This is a genomic window from Pseudoalteromonas sp. SR44-2, from assembly GCF_014163745.1.
Taxonomy (GTDB): domain Bacteria; phylum Pseudomonadota; class Gammaproteobacteria; order Enterobacterales; family Alteromonadaceae; genus Pseudoalteromonas; species Pseudoalteromonas distincta.
In genome coordinates, this window is sequence record NZ_JACJDW010000053.1 from 1 (window position 1) to 16,559 (window position 16,559).

Here is a 16,559-nt window from a genome sequence, read left to right on the forward strand (position 1 = left end):
GCTTTTTATATGTTTAGATTTTACTTAATTATTTCTTTTTAAATCGACGCACTATTGATAGTGGCGCTAAAAGAAGTGATAACCATAATAATGAACCTGCATCATTATCATCATCTGAGCGTAAGTTATTTACCTTAACGGCTACTTTTTCAATGTTTGATAAGTTACCAGCACTATCTTGAGCTTGTACTGTTAAAGTAATACGATTTTCGAATTCGTAATCAATCTCTCCAGCAACAATTAACTGCCCCTCATTGTTAATAGAAACGCTGTCATTATCAGATGTAATAAATTTAACAACAGGTGATTCATCGGCATTTGGATCACTAAAATCGAGCGTGCCGATAATTGTGCCAATTGCGCTGTTTTCATCGATTGCAAAAACTTGATCGGCTGCAATTACAGGTGTTTGCTCTTCAGGCGTTAAAGTAATTTCAGATTTAATATCAATGATCACAGGGTCATGGTCTGATGCGCGGTATGCACTTTCAGAGTACAAGCTAGATTGTTGACCTTCGCTTTTAAACTCTACATTGTAATCAAGTGAAATAGGTTCATCTGCGTTGATATGCCAATCTGTTGCAGCGACAACTTTACTAAGTAATGATTGTGTTGCTACTGCATGGTCTAAACTTCCTGCACGACCAGAAAAGCTATAAGAATAACCAAGCGTATCACCATCAATTTCAGCAACTACATTTTTGTAGCCTTTATCAGCAAATGCACGTATTGGATCTTCCATTGCGTAAGCATTCATATCGCCGACTAAAATAGTATCTTCGTCATCAACACCAGTTGGTTTGCTATCAAGCCAATCTGCGAATGCATTAGCACCTTGCGTGCGTATTTCATTCCAACAGCCTTGGCCATCACCTGAATCTGCATTGTTTCCAGAAGCACTACCACAGCTTTTAGATTTAAGGTGTGACACAGCAACAGTAAATACTTCGTCAGTTTCTATTGATTTAAAGCTCTGTGCAATTGGAGCACGGTTACTAAAATCAAATGGAGCCTCAGTTGTAATGGCAGCAGTGCCTACTTCTTCTACTTTGTTAGCACGATAGATAAGTGCGGTAGTAATCGCATCGGTACCAATTTGATCTACGTTAAAGTCAACAAATGCATAGTTGTTAGCACTATCTGCATCATTTAATGCATCTACTAAGCTAGCAATTGCACTAAATTCGCCAAAGCCATCATTCTCAATTTCCATTAAACCAACAACATCGGCTTCAATAGCGCTAATAGCACTTACAATTTTAGCTTCTTGACGAATAAATTCAGCTTCAGTATCTGCACCTCGAGATGTAGGGAACCCTCCGCCTTGGCCATCACCATTGAAGTAATTAAGTACGTTAAAGCTAGCTACACGTAAATCTGCTTCAGCATTAAGTTCAGGCGCATCTTCACGTGGATTTGTTGCAATAAACGAAGGCGCTAAAGTTGGGTGAATTCGGTAAAGACCGAAGCTATAAGCAAGTGCCCCTGTAACAGTATTAACAGTATCGCCAGTTCGTAATGTATTTTCTGCCGATAAGCCTGGAGTTGGATAAGCTGTAGGGTCTAAGTTTTGTACTGTAGAGCCATCATCTATTAAAATCTTTTTAAGTAGATTTTCAGTTTCAACTGCATTAGCAGCATCGCCAGGTAACGCAACCTGAGTACCTTGGTACAAGCGCTCTGTTGCTAATTCAACTTCACCATATCGACCAAGACCAAAGTTATTAGTCACTACTAATGGTTGCTCTAATGTGACTAACATACCTTCAAAAGCTTCTAAATCAGTTGTATTAGCTAAAGGTAAAGTGATTTTTGTAGCTGCTGCAGCTAAACCAGTGCCACACACCGCAACTTGGCTAACACTGCCAATTTGTGTTGCATCAAAATATTCTTCAACAGTACCTTGTACACGTACATGGTCGCCTACATTCACGTCAGTATCTGCAAAATATACAAATACACCTTCAGAGGTAAGTGGATTTGCATCTATATCAGCAGCCAGCGAGTTAACAAAAAAGCCTTTTAATTGTTCATCACCTTGAAAATCGGCGCTTACAACACCTTCAAATTCTACTAATGTACCTACAAGTGGGCTAGCAGAGCCATCACCTTGAATAGCATTTATTAGTGTTTTTTCTGCACCACAAACTAGTGGTTCAAGTGGTTCTGGCTCAGGGTCTGGCACAGGAGCGGTACCGCCGTTTCCTGTGTGTGAACCTAATCCATCAAAGGTGTCAATATCAAACTGTTCCCACTCTTCGCTAGGATCAAAAATGGCTGTCGAGTCAGTTCGGCCTGTGGTAATGCTATCTTTTCTTCGCAGCGTTTTGTTAACCGTAGTTACACCCCCTTCAGACCACTCTGAACCCGGATCAAAACCAACTTGACCAAAACTATCAACAATTACACCGTCTTTAGTTAAAACAAGGGCATCATCACCGTTATAGTAGGTTACTGTGCTGGTTTCATCTGCAATATCAAGTATTGCAGCTGCTGCACTGGGGTTTGAAATAATGTAGGTGGTATTGGCGGCCAATGTTCCGGTTAAATCAATCGAGTTGCCAACCGAACTGCTACCATTTGAATAGAGTCCTAAAGTATAACCTTCAAGAGAAAGCTCCGTATCAGCATTATTATAAAGCTCAATTGCTTTATTATTACTGCTTCCCTCTATATATTCTGAAATGATTAGATCAGCGGATGCTGGTGCACTGAGACTTGCTATAACAAGTGCGAGTGGTGTTATTTTTGTTTTAAACATTTTTTTATTATTCCCGTGTATTAATCCCAAAATGGGACACCAGTTTAGAGAATAAATATGACGGAAATAATACAAAAATGTAAATGAATGTAAACAAAAGGCGGTTTAACCGCCTTTTAATAAAAAATTACTTTTTAGCTAGATATTTTGCGGCTTGCTTAGCAAAGTAGGTTAATATTCCATCGGCTCCTGCACGCTTAAATGCAAGTAAAGATTCCATTATTGTAGCCTCTTCACTTAACCAACCGTTATCAATTGCTGCTTTGTGCATTGCATACTCGCCACTTACCTGATATGCGAAAGTAGGTACACCAAATTCGTCTTTAACACGCCGTACAATATCTAAATAAGGCATACCGGGCTTTACCATAACCATATCAGCGCCTTCTTGTAAGTCTAATGCGACTTCACGTATTGCTTCATCAGAGTTTGCTGGATCCATTTGGTAAGTTTTTTTATCAGCACCTTTTAAGTTACCAGCAGAGCCTACAGCATCTCTAAATGGGCCATAGTAGCTAGATGCGTATTTAGCTGAGTAGGCCATAATTCGAGTATGAATAAACCCATCAGCTTCAAGTGCTTCGCGAATAGCGCCAATACGACCATCCATCATATCAGAAGGGGCAACAACATCAGCACCAGCTTCTGCATGGGAAAGTGCTTGTTTAACTAAAATTTCAGTAGTGACATCATTAATAACATAACCTGAATCATCAATAATACCGTCTTGGCCATGCGTAGTGAAAGGGTCAAGTGCTACATCAGTAATTACACCCAACTCAGGAAAAGCTTCTTTTAACGCTCTTACGGTGCGTTGTGCTAAGCCATCATCGTTATATGCTTCTTCGGCAAATAATGATTTTTTATCCGCAGGCGTTACTGGAAAAATAGCAACGGCAGGTACGCCAAGTTCAACGAGTTCTTTTGCTTCAACAAGCAGTAAATCAATTGATAGGCGCTCAATACCAGGCATTGATTCAATTACCTCGCGGCGATTTTTACCATCAAGTACAAATACCGGGTAAATTAAATCATTTACGCTAAGCTGGTTTTCAGCCATTAAGCGGCGAGAAAAGTCGCTGCGGCGCATTCTGCGCATGCGAGTATATGGGAAAAGGTCTAATCCTGATTGGGCCATATTAATATGCTCCTACTGTGGTAATGGAAAAGTGATTACTTGATTACGGCCATGCTGCTTTGCGTAATAAAGTGCTTTGTCGGCGCACTCAGTAAAAATTTGAGGGTTGCTAACATCATCAGCAATGCTGGTGTATACACCAGCGCTAATAGTAAATTGAATATCATTATTGGCAACTGTTACTGTACTTACTGAGATATCAGCTCGTATTTTTTCAGCTATGTCTTGTGCGCCTTCACTAGGGGTATTAGGTAATAGCACAACAAATTCTTCACCGCCATAACGGGCAACTTCATCGAGTGGTCGTTTTAAATGGTCTTTTATAAGGTCAGAAACTGCTTTAATAACTTGATCGCCAATGATATGGCCGTACGTGTCGTTGATATTTTTAAATCGATCTATATCAAGCATAACAATGCTAAGCGGCGTTTGTTCTCGACGAGAGCGACGAAGCTCCATTACCAGTTTTTTATCAAAAAAGCGTCTGTTTTTTATTCCAGTCAATGCGTCTTCAGTATTTAGTAACTCAAGTGAGCGGTTTTTTTCTTCAAGCTCTCTAAGCGTTACTTGTAATTCAAAGGTGCGTTCGTCCACCTGAGATTCAAGTTCTTGGCGAGTTTTTTCTTGTAATTTTAAGCGCTCTTTAAGTAGTGTATCTTGTGCTGTGTTCTCAGCAATCAAGGTTTGTTGGGCAATCACTTCTTCATCGCGTTGTAAAATAAATAACTTCATTACGCTGTAGCATAAGCAAAAAGTGCAACCAAAAAAGCATGCAAATGCGAGCGTACTTCTGTCAAAGGCGTGTAGGCCCATTACTGCAACAATAAAATAAAGCATTACCACCAAGAAAAAAACCAATACAAGTAATAGTGCTTTGTTTGGTTTAGAAGGCGTTAAACGCACGCACATAAACGTAGTTACAATATAAAAGCCTAAAACGATTGGAGTAGTGACTAAACAAAATAATGTAACTATGTTGTTTGGAAGTAGCCAAATAAATAATAACGAAATGGCTAAAGCGTTAACTACAACTTTTTGAATAGTTAGCAGAAGTGAGGGCCTTGGATGGCAAACTTGCTTTTGCAAAGGCAAAAACATTAAAGTGATAAGCGTAAGTAATATAGGGATCATAACTTGCTGTAATGCAGGCAAATTAGGATGAGCGTACCTTAAGCCAAAACCACAAAGGTAGGCTAATACACTACCTAATGTGAGAGATATAACCCCAGCATAAACAAAATAACCTTTACGTGAAAAACCATATAAAACTATGCAACTCACACCCAAAGAAAATATAAAACCAATCAATAAGCCATAGAGTAAATTGAGTTTTCCTTTGTGTGCCAAATAAGCTTCTGGTTGCCACAGTGTTAAAGGGACTCGCAAGCCTGAGCTATTCGCCACTTTCATTATAATAAGCGTTTCGCTATTTGCAGGGCTGAGCAGTTTAACTAATAAAGATTCACTTTTAATTGTGCGCTTATATAAGGGGTAGGCATCACCAATTTGAGTATAAGAAAGTAATTGCGAGTTATGTAATTGATATACTTGAACGTCGTTTAGCAAAGGATTGTTTAGTGACAATATTTGCTCAGTATTATAACTTAGTGTGTTTTTTATCTTAAATTTTATCCATACAGGGCGCTGCTCTAGTCCTAAATTAAGGGGTTTTCCTGTGTTTTTTTGCCACTGTATATGGCTGCTTTGTTGTGCACTTAATAGCGACGTTGGTTCAAAAGAGTAATACAGGTTATTAATGTTTTGAGAGTTAAAATCGTGTTTTATTATTACTGGGTTTGCGAAAGAGCAAAAAGTGCAAAGGAATACTAATAGGCTTAAAAGTGCCTTTGCATAGGCCATTAACGATCTTCTAAACCAAAAACACGGTGAAAGTTTTCTGTAGTTTTACGGGCCACAACTTCTTCATCTATTTGATAAAGTTGTGCAACCGTTTGACAGATATAAGGAAGCAGGGCAGGTTCATTTTTACGTGATTTAGGTTTTGGTTTAACTGTTCGTGGAATTAAAAATGGTGCATCAGTTTCTATTAATAATCGATCTAGAGGAATGCTAGGCACTAGCTGTTGTAAATCTTTTCCACGCCTTTCATCACATACCCAACCCGTTATACCAATATATAGATCTAAATCTAAATATTGCTTTAGAGCTGCTGAGTTACCCGTAAAGCAGTGGAGTACACCGCGAATATTAAACTCTTTTAAAATACTTAACATGTCATCACTTGCATCACGTTCATGCAAGTAAACAGGTAAATCTAATTTTTCAGCAAGTGCTAATTGGCGCCTAAAAACACTGCGCTGTACATCGCGAGGGGAAAAGTCGCGGTTATAATCAAGGCCACATTCACCAATAGCAGTAACATGCTTATTATTTGCAAGTACAGTTAGTTGTGCTTCTAGCTCATTAGTGGCTGATTTTGCATCATGTGGGTGGATACCCGCAGTAGAATATTGAAGATGCTTTGTTGCAAGTTCAAGTGATTGCTGACTGCTTGCAATATCACAACCAATAATAAGCATATTTGTAACACCCGCTTCATTGGCACGGGTAATTACATCAAGGTGCTGCTCATCAAATTGATGATTAGTTAAGTTAACTCCAGCATCAATTAACGTATATGACATTATTTAGTACGTTTAACGCGAATAGAGCGGTTTTGCCCTTCTTTATGCAGCAAAAATGAGTTAAATACACCTCGGCTAATGGTAACTGTATCAGACTCTTTTAATTTAAGGCTGTCTGAGCCAATTTGACGCCACTCTTGGTTGTTGTCAAGGCTGATAATGAGCTCGCCATACGGTGCCTCGTCAACTGATAAAACAAGCGCAGTGATGTTTTCGTTTTTATCTTTTGTGATTTCTTTATGTTCTAAGCCAAAATCTTCAGTAGTTGTTGCTGGCGCTATAGCCGCAACGGGTACATTAGAAGATTCTTTAGGCGGGGTAAGTGTTTTTGTTACTGATGGCTTAACTAGTGACTTACCCGCGATTGTATTGTCGTAACAAAGTAAGCGGTTAAAATCGTTTTCAATAAAGCTACATGCCTGTAACGCTTGAGTATTAAACTCTGTTTGCGCAGCAAAAGTCGGTGCGCTTAATAAAACCAATAGTGAGAGTAGTTGTTTTTTCATTTTATTCCTCAGATTCTTTTTGTGGTTTAGCGGTATAAAACTTTGCTAAAATTAGACCTAGTTCAAACAGAAGAAGCATCGGAAATGCTAGCAATGTTTGTGATAATACATCAGGCGGTGTTAAAAACATCGCGACTACAAAAACACCCACGACGATATAAGGGCGCTTTTCTTTTAAGCTTTTTGTTGTTGTTGCGCCACTCCAGCATAGCAACATAATAGCCACAGGAATTTCGAAAGCGACGCCAAATGCAAAAAACAATTTTAATACAAATCCTAGATAGCTAGCGATATCGGGTGCTAGAGTCATCATTTCGGGACCTGTACTTGTAAAAAAACCTAATATAATTGGTAGTACTGCAAAGTAGCAAAAAGCGATACCCCCATAAAACAAGACAACGCTTGAGATTAGTATAGGTATTAGCATTTTCTTTTCATTCTGGTACAAGCCAGGAGCTATAAACCCCCAAATTTGATGAAGTATCCATGGAGTAGATAATAAAGCCGCAACAAAAAAAGTAAGCATCATAGGGACTATAAAAGGGTCACTCACATTTATAGCTATCATGGTCGCGCCATTAGGTAAATGAACTACTAATGGTGCAGCTATAAGTTCGTAAATATCATCTTTAAAATAAAACAGCGCGATAAAAAATAATAAAATGCTCAATAGCGCTTTTATTAGCCGATCACGCAACTCAATTAAATGAGCTACAAACCCTGATTTTACTTCCTCAGCCATTATTTTTTATACCATGTAGTAAGTTGACCACAAAGTGAGAAATAAATTTCACTTTTTCTCATCAATTTGTTGGTTATTTGATGTATCAGATTGTTGTTTCTTGTAGCTGTGAGTAACTGATTCAGCCGCTTTTTGTAGCTCTGTTAGTGAGCTTTGTAACTCAGGGCTTAAATCTTTTAATTCTTGCTGTTCTGCTTTTTTAAGGTTTTCGTGCAGCTCATGAATGCGAAGCTCTTCACTTACTTCGGCTTTTACTGAGTTGGCAAGTGATTTAGCGGTTTTAACCCATTTACTCACTGTTCTAATCGCAACAGGTAAGCGCTCAGGGCCGAGCACCACTAAACCAACAATAAAAATAACAACAAGTTCCCACATGCCCATACTAATTAAACCTTATTGTTATCTTTGTTTTTTTCAGTATCGGTTGAGTTGTCAGCAGTGTTTTTTTCTGATTGTTGAATTTGCTCGGATTTCTCTTTCTCGCTCATTTGATCATCCGACATTGCTTTTTTGAAGCCCTTTACAGCGCCCCCAATATCGCCACCCATACCGCGTAGTTTTTTTGTGCCAAAAAGTAAAACTATGATCGCTAAAACAATTAATAATTGCCAAATACTAATACCACCAAAACCCATGGTTTTCTCCAATATATAAAACGGTTAAATGTTTATTTTAAATACTAATTATACGCTCACTAGCGCAAATAGCACCCAGTTTATGCGCTGCGCCATGCCGCTATAAAGCTAATAGCCGATAAGCTTATTGCAAGACTTGCAGCTATTAAATCGTGCTGTAAATAACAAAGTGTTGCCATAATCATTGTAGCACTACCAAATAAACTCAATATTAAAGGTTTATGAGAACCCTTTTGTTCTTGAGGTTGAATGTGTGGTGCACGCTTTAAATTTTGGTAAATTAGATCCGGTAACTCGGGCATTTTTTCAGCCCAAAATGGCAAGTTAGCATACATTTGCTTCAGTACTGATAGCGGTCCAACTTGTTGCTTTACCCAGTCTTCTAAAAAGGGCTTAGCTGTTTTCCATAAGTCGAGTTGTGGGTATAGCTGACGCCCCAATCCTTCAACGTATAATAAAGTTTTTTGTAGTAATACTAATTGCGGCTGTACCTGCATGTTAAAACGACGTGCAGTATTAAATAGATTTACGAGTACGTGCCCAAATGAAATTTCAGCCAAAGGTTTATTAAATATAGGCTCGCAAACTGTGCGAATCGCAAATTCAAATTCTTCAATGCTAGTATCTGGTGGTACCCAACCAGAATCAACGTGTAGTTGTGCAACTTGGCGATAATCACGATTAAAAAAGGCGATAAAGTTTTCAGCTAAATAGCGTTTATCTTCTTTGCTTAACGTACCAACAATACCGCAATCAATACCGATATACATTGGGTTTTCAGGGTGCTCTCGAGAGACGAAAATATTACCCGGATGCATGTCGGCATGAAAAAAGCTGTCTCTAAACACCTGCGTAAAAAACACTTCTACGCCACGCTCAGCAAGTAATTTCATATTAGTGTTTTGCGCCATAAGTGCAACGGTATCAGAGACGGGTATGCCGTAAATACGCTCCATCACCAGCACATTACTACGGCTGTAATCACTGTAAACTGCAGGGATGTATAATGAATCAGAGCCTTCAAAATTGCGTTTTAGTTGAATGCCGTTGGCACCTTCTCGCATTAAGTCGAGCTCGTCTAGGAGTGTTTTTTTATATTCTTTAACTACTTCAACCGGGCGCAGGCGTTTTGATTCGTTATGTACTTTTGCAAGTACCTTTGCGAGCTTTTCCATTAGCGCTAAATCGGCATTAATTTGCTCATAAATATTGGGTCTAATAACCTTAATTACGACATCTTGCTCAATACTCTGCTCATCAATAAGTTTTGCTGTATGTACTTGCGCTATAGATGCAGAAGCTAGTGGAGTTTGTGAAAACTCACTAAACAATTCACTTATATCGTTAATTTCGAGCGCTTTTTCTATTATTTTTTGTGCAAGTTCGCCTTCAAATGGTTGAACTTGATCTTGCAAAAACGCAAGCTCTAAAGCGATATCATGAGGGAGTAAATCACGACGAGTAGAGAGCATTTGACCAAATTTGATCCAAACAGGACCCAGCTCTTGCAATGCTAGACGTAAGCGTAGCCCTGCTGGTTTTTCTTTGTGCTGATTACGCAGCCAAAATAAACTGCCACGGGCTACTTTACCAAACCAAGGCACTTTATGCTTTGGAATTAGCTCGTCTAGTCCATAGCTAAGTAACGTTTTGGTGATGTTATACAAACGTGCAGTCGACACAAAAAATCCTTAGCGGGTGTTTGAAGGTAAAAAAGAGTTTAAGAGGGCGTTAATGCGTTGCTCAACAGCAGCGACTTGTCCTTTGAGTTCTCTATTTTTTTGTTTAAATTGCTCAAGTTCTAATGGATGAATAGTAATTGCGAGCTCATCTTGGCATAAACTTGTAAGCATGGTACTTATTTTAGTATTGGTTTTGCTGCTCTTTTGTTTTAGTTCTTTTAAATGCAGGTATAACTGCTGAGCGGGGGCATCGCCAATGTATTTAGAAAGTTGTTCAGGCCAATCAATATCGATACCTGAAAATGCATTGCTATAAGTTTGCGCAATGTTTAAATCGCCTTGTAAGTCGAGCTTATCTTGGCGAATTAATTGGGTAAGCATTGCAGGGTTTTTGAGCGCTAAAAGTGTGTCTATATCTGCGCTGATCATACAATCTGCGTTTTCATTGCTTTGAGCGCTGTATAAGTGTAATTGATCAGCACTATAAACGAGTTGGATGCTTTGTTGCCAATCTCTTATTTCAACCACTAAGCGCTTATGTTTAACGGCGTTTAGCTTTTGAGATAATTGTGGGTCCAGGCTAAGCGCTTGATTTAGTACACGCTCAATAAGCGAGAGTACAAAATTAGGTAACATAAAAAACTCAGATGACATTGCACCTTTATTGTTTTTTGTTATTTTTTCAAGCGCCATAACTGCTAGCCTTAATATTTAAAACCACGATGCAGTGCAACAATTCCGCCTGTGAGGTTTTGGTATGTTGTTTGTTCAAAGCCTGCATCTTCCATCATCGCTTTTAATGTGTCTTGATCTGGATGCATACGAATAGACTCAGCTAAATACTTGTACGATTCACTGTCGTTAGCAACTAGCTTGCCCATTGTTGGCAATAAATTAAATGAGTAAAAATCGTAAGCTTTACTAAGTACGTCATGCTCTGGTTTTGAAAACTCTAAAACAAGTAATCTACCACCTGGCTTTAAAATACGGTACATAGAGCGTAATGCTTTGTCTTTATCGGTAACGTTACGTAAGCCAAAGGCAATAGTGATCACATCAAAGCTATTATCTGGAAATGGCAGCATTTCTGCATTCATTTGTACGTAGTCAATATTGCCTACTAAGCCAAGATTATGTAGTTTTTCACGACCAACCTTAAGCATAGATGAATTTATATCGCCCAAAACAACTTGACCGGTCTCGCCAACTAATTGGCTAAATTTTGCCGTCAAGTCGCCAGTGCCGCCGGCTAAATCGAGTACATGATGGCCTTTACGAACACCTGAGCTTGCAATAGTTTGACGTTTCCATAAACGATGCACACCAAAAGACATTAAATCATTCATTACATCGTATTTTGCAGCTACTGAGTGAAATACATCAGCAACCATAGAAGCTTTGTCGCCCTCGGCTACTGTTTTATAACCAAAATGCGTGGTCTTTTGTTCGGTTTCGTTCATGACTAATCTCTATCGTGACAATAGAGGTTAGTGTACTTTATTGTACGCAGTAGGTGCAATTTGAATATGATTTATCAGGTAATTTATTGCCCTGCAGTGTAGCTACTTTGCCCTAATGACCGCGCTTTAAAAGCCGCATGAGACGCTTTTTTAGCTAACTGGTTAAAATCATCTTCTTGTAGATGTTGAGCAATTCCTAGAGATAAGCCAATACTAGGTAACTTAATCCCTGTTTTTGAACTAACAAAGCGAAGCTTTTCGACTCCATTTCGGACTTTTTCAGCTATAACATTGGCTGTTTCTGGGTCTATATCGGCGAGTAAAACAGTAAATTGATCTTTAGCTGTGCGGCCAGGCAAGCCACTTTGAAAAACATATTTTTGCACTTGTTTAGCTACTTTATTCAAAATAACTTCACCAATAATATCACCGTAATTTTCAGTAAAGTGATCAAGGTTATCTATTTGAATCGCAATGGCGCAAATAGACTTTTTTTGATTAGTCCATACTTGAGTTTGTTGCGTTAAATAATGGCGTTTATAAAGCCCTGTTTGGCTATCAATAATATGTTGTTTACGAAGTTGATTTAGCTGCTTTTTTGTTTTTTCGTGTAGTTGTTTGGCTTTACTTAGTTCTTGCTTAAATTGCTTGTGTTGATTTAGTAATTCAGCGGTTTGATTATGAAGTACTTCAAGCGCTTGACGGCTTTGCTCTATGTTGTTCTCATTTAGTGAATGTACGCATTCGCTCACCTGACCCGCAAAACGAATTATCTGTTTTTCAGTAGCTTGAGAATTTTGAGAAAGTGAACTTATAACACCATCAACATTTTGAATCATGTTGACTTGCTCTGTGTGACCGGTATTTAAAAATTCAGCATGGAGCTGTTCAATTAAAACGCTGTCTATATTGTTTTCAACCGCAATAGCGCGGTCTAGGGCTTTGTTCAGCTTAAGGTTAGTTTGGCTAGTATAGGTATAAACAACTTGATAATTGAGCGGCGTAGGAGAAAGTGCATAGCGCTCTAAAAACACACACACTTTAGTCATTTTTTCTTGTGCAATAGCCATGGAATCATGGAACATCATTTTAAATACCAACTAAGTACGCATAAGTGCAAATTTTAAAATATCTCATTCCATGAGGCGGTTATGCGTCCGAGCTTTTTATTATTTTTTTATACAGTAATCATTATCCGCGCTATTTAAAAGCAAAAACGATAGTTAGGGAACTTAAATTTTACTTTAGCAGCCCAATCGCTGTTTTTCTCATCAATTTGGCTGGTTTTTACTTCTGTTAACGTATGTAGCATTATTTCAATATGCTAGTTTGTCTCATTTACTTGCTATTTCTTTAGCCTACGATAGTTTTATGCAATCTATTGCATCATCAAGTTAAATAATAATGAATCTTTTTTTACCAAAAACGCTTCGCCAAACGCTTCTTGGCATAACTGCTTTATGTTCGTTAAGTGCATGTCAAATAACCACACCCAATGCGAATGAGCAGTTTACTCAAGTGGCGCAATCTATTGTTCAATATAGAGAAAGTATAAACCCTTATAGCAGTTCAAAAGGGCTTGATGGCTATTTACTTACCAATTTATCGCCAGAATTTTTAGCAGAGCAGTACAAAAGTAATACTCAATTATTAGCAGACTTAGATGCCGTAGATGCAACTAGGCTTAGTGACGAAAATCAAATTAACTTAAGTATTATTCGTGCTCAGGTACAAAATAGCGTTGACGAATATGTGTTTAATGCGCATTACATGCCGCTTACATCTGAGTATGGTTTTCACTCCGGTCTGTCGTACATCGTTAACAGTTCCCAATATAAAAAAGAGCAAGATTTAGAGACATACCTTGCACGTTTAGCACAAATCCCCCGCTTTTTTGAGCAAAATATATATTGGATGAAAAAAGGGCTCGAAACAGGTCTCACCCAACCAAAAGCAGTTTTAGAAGGATACGAAGACTCCATAAGTACTTATATTGTTGACGATGTAACTCAATCAGAATTTTATAAACCGTTTTTAGCTAACACTGCCAGTTTAAGTGAGAGTGACTTTTATGCACTTCAACAGCGAGCTAAAGTTGTTTTAAAAAATAAAGTAATACCAGCATATAAAGGCTACTTAACGTTTTTTACTGAGCAATACCAACCGGGCGCCCGCACAAGTATTGGTATTTCAGAAACCCCTAATGGCAAAGCTTTTTATAAAAACCGTGCTAAGCATTACACCACTACCGACATGACACCAAAAGAGATCCACGAGCTAGGCTTAAAAGAAGTTGCTCGCATTCGAGGTGAAATGGAAGCTGTAATAAAAGAAGTTGGTTTTAAAGGCTCATTTGCTGAGTTTATTCACTTTTTACGTACCGACCCACAGTTTTACGCAACAACACCTGAGCAACTTTTGAAAGAAGCATCTTACATTGCTAAAAAAATGGATGCACAGCTGCCTAAGTTATTTCATACCTTACCGCGCAAACCTTATGGCGTGGCACCGGTACCCGCAAGTCTTGCCCCTAAATACACAACAGGTCGGTATTCTGGCTCTAATCGAGATGATGAAGCTGGATACTACTGGGTAAATACTTACGCTTTAGATAAGCGCCCTTTGTATGTTTTAGAAGCATTAACGTTGCACGAAGCAGTGCCAGGTCATCATTTACAAATATCACTTAATGCAGAGCTTGAAAATTTGCCGAGCTATCGTCGTGATGCTTACCTTTCGGCATTTGGCGAAGGTTGGGGGCTTTACTCTGAATATTTAGGTTTAGAAGCAGGCTTTTATCAAGACCCATATAGCCGTTTTGGTCGCTTAACTTATGAAATGTGGCGAGCAGCACGTTTGGTTGTTGATACTGGGATGCACATGTATGGCTGGAGCCGCGAGCGAGCTATGAACTTTATGAGCGAGAACACTGCGCTTTCGCTGCATAATGTGAAAACAGAAACTGATCGTTATATATCTTGGCCAGCCCAAGCACTGTCATACAAAATTGGTGAGTTAACTATTAAACGTTTACGTGTTGAAGCGGAGCAAGCGCTTGGACCAAATTTTGATATTCGCGAATTTCATCATCAGGTTCTTCGCCATGGTTCAGTGCCCTTGTCAGTATTAGAAACACAGGTACGTTTATATATAAAAAATGAGCTAAGTAAGCAGCAAAATTAGCTTTGTAGGGCTTATAAACCTTGAACAAACAAAGGTGTTGTGTCATTTTGACCACAACACCTTTTTTATACCACAGAGCTAGTAGTGTAGTTTATTTTAGCGACTCCAATCGTCAAAATGTTCACATACTACGCAATAGATATTATTTAAAAATATAGCCATCAAGGGGCCTTAGATGAGCAATTTCATTATGTTTAGTATTGACGTATTTGCGAGTATTTTTATTATCGCACTTGGGTTAATTGTGCTTACTGTTATTATTTTTTACTTTCGCGATATAACACAAACAAAACATGCTATTAGGCGTAACTACCCAGTAATTGGCCGCTTTCGATATTTTTTTGAACGCCAAGGTGAATTTTTCAGACAATACTTTTTTGCCCTCGATCGAGAAGAAATGCCATTTAACCGCGCTGAGCGCAGTTGGGTTTACCGCGCAGCAAAAGATGTCGATCGCACCGCTGCATTTGGTTCAACCCAAAGCTTAGAAGTGACGGGTACGGTTATGTTTATGAACTGTGCTTTTCCTACTTTAGATGAAGAAGCACTCGACCCGAGTAATGTTACTTTAGGTCCATACTGTAAAACACCTTACACCACTAATTCGTTATTTAATGTGTCGGGCATGAGCTTTGGTGCGCTTTCAAAGCCTGCTGTGCGCGCTTTATCAAAAGGTGCTAAATTAGCGGGTTGCTGGATGAACACAGGCGAAGGGGGCTTAAGCCCTTACCACCTTGAAGGTGGCGCTGATCTGGTATTTCAAATTGGAACAGCTAAATATGGTGCCCGAGACGAGCATGGAAACTTAAGTACCGAAAAACTTAAAGAAATAGCAGCTCATGAGCAAGTCAAAATGTTCGAACTAAAAATGAGCCAAGGCGCTAAACCTGGCAAGGGTGGAATGCTCCCAGGGCGTAAAGTTAACGCCGAAATAGCGAAAATTAGAGGTATTCCAGAAGGGCAAGATTCGATTAGCCCAAATGGACACCCTGAAATTAAAAACCCAGCCGATATTCTCGATATGATAGCCACTGTACGTAATGCCACAGGAAAACCAACAGGCTTTAAAGCCGTTATTGGTGATTACACGTGGTTAGAAACGTTATTTGCAGAAATAAATCATCGTGGCATTGAGTCTGCACCTGATTTTATAACAATTGATAGTGCTGATGGTGGTACGGGGGCTGCGCCGCAGCCTCTTATGGATTCAGTGGGGTTACCTCTTCGCGAAAGCTTGCCGCTTGTCGTTAATATGCTTGAAAAGCACGGCCTTAGAGAGCGCGTAAAGATTATTGCTTCGGGTAAATTAATCGTTCCATCAAAGGTTGCATGGGCATTAGCGCTCGGTGCTGATTTTGTTGTATCGGCTCGTGGTCATATGTTTGCACTGGGCTGTATTCAGGCAATGCAATGTAATAAAGATACTTGTCCTACAGGTATTACCACGCATAACAAAAATTTACAAAAAGGCCTTAATGTAGCTGATAAGGAGCAGCGCGTTGCTAACTATAATAAATACATTCATTACGGAGCCGGTTTAATTGCTCACTCATGCGGTGTAACAAGTGCACGTGAGTTGGCTCGTAAGCATGTGCGTATAGTGCAAGAAAGTGGGCTTTCAGAGCCGCTTGATAAAATTTATGAAAACTACAAGTGACTTTTAACTAACTAGAAGGCGCTTATAGCTGTCTCTTGATCACAAGTCTGACTCAAGAGATTTTGCTAAATCGTAGCCTTCCAGGATGGCTTGTAACTTAAGCCATCCTTGCCATAACACTTTCACAGATGCACGCCCTGTGCGCTTGGT

General features: G+C 39.1%; 14 protein-coding genes. 2 read left to right on the top strand and 12 right to left on the bottom strand.

Features of this window, described 5'->3' with window-relative positions; genetic code table 11:
* Positions 1 to 28 precede the first annotated feature (28 nt).
* From H5115_RS19205 to H5115_RS19260, 12 genes are all read right to left on the bottom strand, one after another.
* Positions 29 to 2,761, bottom strand: a complete 2,733-nt coding sequence (locus H5115_RS19205) for an ExeM/NucH family extracellular endonuclease (RefSeq protein WP_182756843.1) — start codon at positions 2,759 to 2,761, stop codon at positions 29 to 31.
* A gap of 127 nt (positions 2,762 to 2,888) precedes the next feature.
* Complete coding sequence (gene hemB / locus H5115_RS19210; protein WP_024597079.1) at positions 2,889 to 3,899, bottom strand: porphobilinogen synthase; 1,011 nt, start codon at positions 3,897 to 3,899, stop codon at positions 2,889 to 2,891.
* A gap of 12 nt (positions 3,900 to 3,911) precedes the next feature.
* A complete protein-coding gene (locus H5115_RS19215; protein WP_182756845.1) occupies positions 3,912 to 5,759 on the bottom strand; it encodes a diguanylate cyclase in 1,848 nt (615 codons plus the stop codon).
* The gene (locus tag H5115_RS19220; RefSeq protein WP_182756846.1) at positions 5,759 to 6,544 is read right to left on the bottom strand and encodes a TatD family hydrolase; all 786 of its coding nucleotides are present in this window, start codon (positions 6,542 to 6,544) and stop codon (positions 5,759 to 5,761) included. Before H5115_RS19220 ends, H5115_RS19215 begins: the two co-directional genes overlap by 1 nt.
* Positions 6,544 to 7,050: a hypothetical protein gene (locus H5115_RS19225; RefSeq protein WP_024604419.1), complete on the bottom strand. Its 507-nt coding sequence runs from the start codon at positions 7,048 to 7,050 to the stop codon at positions 6,544 to 6,546. Before H5115_RS19225 ends, H5115_RS19220 begins: the two co-directional genes overlap by 1 nt.
* 1 nt (position 7,051) lies before the next feature.
* Positions 7,052 to 7,792 carry a twin-arginine translocase subunit TatC gene (gene tatC, locus H5115_RS19230; protein ID WP_024604418.1) on the bottom strand — a complete coding sequence of 247 codons (741 nt, stop codon included), beginning with the start codon at positions 7,790 to 7,792 and terminating at the stop codon, positions 7,052 to 7,054.
* A gap of 48 nt (positions 7,793 to 7,840) precedes the next feature.
* Positions 7,841 to 8,173: a Sec-independent protein translocase protein TatB gene (tatB, locus tag H5115_RS19235; protein WP_004334956.1), complete on the bottom strand. Its 333-nt coding sequence runs from the start codon at positions 8,171 to 8,173 to the stop codon at positions 7,841 to 7,843.
* A 5-nt stretch (positions 8,174 to 8,178) separates the two neighbouring features.
* On the bottom strand, positions 8,179 to 8,427 hold the full coding sequence (gene tatA, locus H5115_RS19240) for a Sec-independent protein translocase subunit TatA (protein WP_004334954.1): 249 nt from the start codon (positions 8,425 to 8,427) through the stop codon (positions 8,179 to 8,181).
* Positions 8,428 to 8,507: 80 nt separating this feature from the next.
* A complete protein-coding gene (ubiB, locus tag H5115_RS19245; RefSeq protein ID WP_182756848.1) occupies positions 8,508 to 10,109 on the bottom strand; it encodes a ubiquinone biosynthesis regulatory protein kinase UbiB in 1,602 nt (533 codons plus the stop codon).
* Between the two features lie 9 nt (positions 10,110 to 10,118).
* Positions 10,119 to 10,802 carry an SCP2 domain-containing protein gene (locus H5115_RS19250; protein ID WP_182738484.1) on the bottom strand — a complete coding sequence of 228 codons (684 nt, stop codon included), beginning with the start codon at positions 10,800 to 10,802 and terminating at the stop codon, positions 10,119 to 10,121.
* Between the two features lie 11 nt (positions 10,803 to 10,813).
* Positions 10,814 to 11,569, bottom strand: a complete 756-nt coding sequence (gene ubiE / locus H5115_RS19255) for a bifunctional demethylmenaquinone methyltransferase/2-methoxy-6-polyprenyl-1,4-benzoquinol methylase UbiE (protein WP_024597074.1) — start codon at positions 11,567 to 11,569, stop codon at positions 10,814 to 10,816.
* Positions 11,570 to 11,652: 83 nt separating this feature from the next.
* A complete protein-coding gene (locus H5115_RS19260) occupies positions 11,653 to 12,639 on the bottom strand; it encodes a GGDEF domain-containing protein (protein WP_182756854.1) in 987 nt (328 codons plus the stop codon).
* 334 nt (positions 12,640 to 12,973) lie between these two features.
* Between H5115_RS19260 and H5115_RS19265 the strand changes: the two genes are divergently transcribed.
* Together H5115_RS19265 and H5115_RS19270 are read left to right on the top strand one after the other, a co-directional pair.
* A complete protein-coding gene (locus H5115_RS19265; RefSeq protein ID WP_182756851.1) occupies positions 12,974 to 14,752 on the top strand; it encodes a DUF885 family protein in 1,779 nt (592 codons plus the stop codon).
* A gap of 175 nt (positions 14,753 to 14,927) precedes the next feature.
* Complete coding sequence (locus H5115_RS19270) at positions 14,928 to 16,409, top strand: FMN-binding glutamate synthase family protein (RefSeq protein ID WP_182756853.1); 1,482 nt, start codon at positions 14,928 to 14,930, stop codon at positions 16,407 to 16,409.
* Positions 16,410 to 16,559 lie beyond the last annotated feature (150 nt).